Origin of the sequence: Citreimonas sp. (genome assembly GCF_042096055.1) — a bacterium.
GTDB lineage: Bacteria > Pseudomonadota > Alphaproteobacteria > Rhodobacterales > Rhodobacteraceae > Citreimonas.
In genome coordinates this window covers 1-3,752 of the sequence record NZ_JBELMH010000129.1, presented here as the reverse complement: position 1 = coordinate 3,752, position 3,752 = coordinate 1, and the positions used below count along the sequence as shown (strand labels likewise).

The following is a 3,752-nucleotide window of genomic DNA, read 5'->3' as shown; positions in this document are numbered from 1 at the left end:
TGGTCGTGCTCGGGCGGCTGCAGGATGATCAGCGACTTGCCGTACGCGGCGGCCATGCCGGCGTCGAAGGCGGCGTTCCACTGCTTGTACTTCTCGCCGAAGCGCACGACGACCACGTCGGCCTGCTCGATCCCGCGGCGGGTGCGGATCGCGTTGACCATCGCGCCCTTGCGGTCGTGCCAGAACTTGTCGTCCTCGGCGCCCAGGATCGCCACGCCGCAATCGTCGCTGGCGGCGTGGTCGGTCACCGGCGCGTCGAAGGCCACGTCCAGCCCCTGCGCGCCCTGCACGATCCGCTCGCGCCAGTCGGTGTGGATCTCGCCCGAAAGATAGACCTGAAGTGTCATGCGCATCCCTTTCCGTTCCCGTGGGGCCACCACATAGGCCGCGGAGCGCGCGGGCGCAAACTCAGCGCCCCGCCAGCGCGGCCGAGACCGCGCGCACGCCCACCAGCACGCCGCCCAGGATCAGCGCCGGCAGCACCAGCAGCCGGAAGACGAAGCCCGACAGGATGCCGATCAGGCTGGCCACAAGGTCGTCGGCGCGTTCGTAGAGGTTGCCCGCCATCGTGGTGTAGCGCTCCATCCCGTCGCGCAGCTCGGCCATGCGGCCCCAGAGGCTGGCGGTCGCGTCGGCCTCGGCGATGGCCGGCTCGACCTGCGCGGTGATCTCGGCCAACACCGCCTGGTGGCGCGTCATCGCCGCCTCGGTCATCCGCTCGGACAGGGCCGAGGCCGCCAGGAACGCCCCCGGCAGCGCCAGCGCCAGCACCGCGCCGTAAAGCCCCAGCCGCCAGGCGATCAGCCGCACCGCGCGTCGCCGGCCCAGCGCCGCCACGCCCGCCGCCGCGGCCAGCAGGACGAAGCCCAAAGCCGCCGCCGGTCCCATCGCCACCGACAGGATTCCGGTCGCGACCATGACGAAAAACACCATCGCGGCCACGCGCTCGATCGTGTCGTCCACCGGCTCGAGCGGCTTGAGCGGCTGCGCCGTGCCCGACACCACCATCGAGCCGCCGACCTCGACCTCTTGCGCGGTCGACAGGAACGCGTTGAGCGAGCGCAGCGTCAGGTAGACGCCCCCGGCCGAGGCCGCGACCGTGGCGGCGTAGCGCTCGGCGCCCGACACCAGCGGGTTGCGCGCCTGCCCGGCCAGCGCGGCCATCAGCGCCAGCGCCGCCAGCACCAGCAGCAGCGCCCGCCCGGCGCCCTCGCGCCGCCCGACCCGAGCCTTGTCCATGTGGTCCCTCCGCCGCGTCGCGGGCACCCTAGCGGGGCCGCGCGGGCGGGGGAACAGGCATCAGCCGTCCGCGCGGATCGTCGCGTTCTTCGGGTCGTAGGGGCTGTCGCAGGTCACTGTCGCGTCCCACAGGTCGCCCATGATCCGCACCTTCATCGCCGTGCCCTCGGCCGCCAGGTCCGGGCGCACGTAGCCCATGCCGATCGACTGGCCGAACGTGACCGAGTAGCCGCCCGAGGTCAGCCGCCCGACGCGCGTGCCGTCGGGCAGATACAGCGCCTCGCGCCCCCAAGGATCGGCATCGGCCGGCCCGTCGATCCGCAACGTGACGCAGACGCTGCGGATGCCGGTCTTCTCCATCGCGGCCTTGCCGTGGAAGTCCTTCGTCAGGTCGACGAAGCGGTCCAGCCCTGCCTCGAGCGGTGTCGCGTCGCGGCCCAGCTCGTTGCCGAAGGCGCGATAGCTCTTCTCCTGCCGCAGCCAGTTCTGCGCCCGCGCGCCCACGGGCTTCAGACCGTGCGCCGCGCCCGCCTTCATCAGCAGGTCCCACAGGTAATTCTGCATCTCGATCGGATGGTGCAGCTCCCAGCCCAGCTCGCCGGTATAGGCGACGCGGATCGCGCGCACCGGGCACATGCCCAGCTCGATCTCGCGCGCCGAGAGCCACGGGAAACGCGCGTTCGACAGCACGCTCGCGGGGTCCGCGTCCTTCACGACCGCCTGCAGCACGGCGCGCGCCTTGGGCCCGGCGATGGCGAAGACGCCCCATTTCGTGGTGACGTTCTCGACCCCGAACCAGTTGTCCGGCCCGCCTCCATGCGTCGCGAACCAGTCTTCCTCGGCCTTGCGCAGGTGGTCGCCGTCATAGGCTTCCCACGCGCCGGCCGACACCAGGTAGAAGTCGTCCTCGGCCAGCCGCACGATGGTGTACTCGGTCCGCACCGTGCCGTGCGCCGTCAGCGCGTAGGTCAGGTTGATGCGGCCCACCTTGGGCAGCCGGTTGCAGGTGAACCAGTCGAGGAACGCGGCCGCCCCGGGGCCGAAGACTCGGTGCTTGGCGAACGCCGTGGCGTCGATCAGGCCCACGCCCTCGCGGATGGCCTGTGCCTCGGCCTCGGCGTATTGCCACCAGCCGCCGCGGCGGAAGCTGCGCGCGTCGTGGTCGAAGCTGTCGGGCGCGTCCAGCGGGCCGTAGTAGTTCGGCCGCTCCCACCCGTTCACGCAGCCGAACTGCGCGCCCATCGCCTTCTGCCGGTCATAGGCGGGCGCCGTGCGCAGCGGGCGGCAGGCGGGGCGTTCCTCGTCGGGGTGGTGCAGGATGTAGACGTGCTCGTATGCCTCTTCGTTCTTGCGCGCGGCGTATTCGGTGGTCATCCAGTCCCCGCCGTAGCGGCGAGGATCGAGGCTCGCCATGTCGATCGCGGCCTCGCCCTCGACCATCAGCTGCGCCAGGTAATGCCCCGCGCCGCCGGCGGCGGTGATGCCGAAGCTGAAACCCTCGGCCAGCCACATGTTGCGCAGGCCGGGTGCGGGGCCCAGCAGCGGGTTGCCGTCGGGGGTGTAGCAGATCGGGCCGTTGTAATCGTCCTTCAGCCCCACCTGCTCAGAGGACGGAATCCGGTGGATGAAGGACATGTATTCCTCCTCGATCCGGTCCAGCGCCAGCGGGAACAGGTCCGCGCGGAAGCTGTCCGGCACCCCGTACTCGAACCGCGCGGGCGCGTTGCGCTCGTAGGGCCCCAGGATCCAGCCGCCGCGCTCCTCGCGCACGTACCACTTGGCGTCCGCGTCGCGCAGCACGGGATGCTCGCCATGCGTCTTGCGGTACTCGACCAACGCGGGGTCAGGCTCGGTCACGATGTACTGGTGCTCGACCGGGATCGCGGGGATCTTGATGCCCAGCATCTTCGCGGTGCGCTGCGCGTGGTTGCCGGTGGCGGTGACCACGTGCTCGGCGTGGATCACCCCGGTTTCGTCCGAGGGCACCAGGTTGCCGCCCTTCTCGACCATCTTCGTGACCGCGACGTCCCAGTGGTCGCCCTTCCATTCGTAGCCGTCGACCTGCCAGCGCCGCTCGATCGCCACGCCGCGCTGCCGCGCGCCGCGGGCCAGCGCCATCGTCACGTCGGCGGGGTTTATGTAGCCGTCGGTCGGATGATAGAGCGCGCCCTTTAGGTCCTCGGTCCGCACCAGCGGCCAGCGCTCCCTGATCTGGTCGGGGGTCATCCACTCGAACGGCACGCCCACGGTCTCGGCGGTCGCGGCATAGAGGCGATATTCGTCCATGCGCGCGTCGCTCTGCGCCATCCGCAGGTTGCCCACCACGTAGAAGCCGGCGTTCAGCCCGGTCTCGTCCTCGAGCGTCTTGTAAAGCTTGATCGAGTGGTCGTGGATGTGCGTGGTCGCGTAGCTCATGTTGAAATACGGCAGCAGGCCCGCCGCGTGCCAGGTGCTGCCGCTGGTCAGCTCGTCGCGCTCGAGCAGCATGACGTCGTCCCACCCCGCCCGCGCCA

Annotated in this window: 3 protein-coding genes; all 3 read right to left on the bottom strand. The window is 70.7% G+C overall.

Features of this window, described 5'->3' with window-relative positions; genetic code table 11:
• Positions 1 to 347 (bottom strand): YtoQ family protein (locus ACFDTC_RS17210; protein ID WP_375260108.1); only part of this gene is annotated, 347 nt, incomplete at its 3' end.
• 61 nt (positions 348 to 408) lie between these two features.
• Complete coding sequence (locus ACFDTC_RS17205) at positions 409 to 1,239, bottom strand: hypothetical protein (protein ID WP_375260107.1); 831 nt, start codon at positions 1,237 to 1,239, stop codon at positions 409 to 411.
• 60 nt (positions 1,240 to 1,299) lie between these two features.
• Positions 1,300 to 3,752, bottom strand: a 2,453-nt coding sequence (locus ACFDTC_RS17200) for an FAD-dependent oxidoreductase (RefSeq protein WP_375260106.1), incomplete at its 5' end; no start/stop codon positions are given.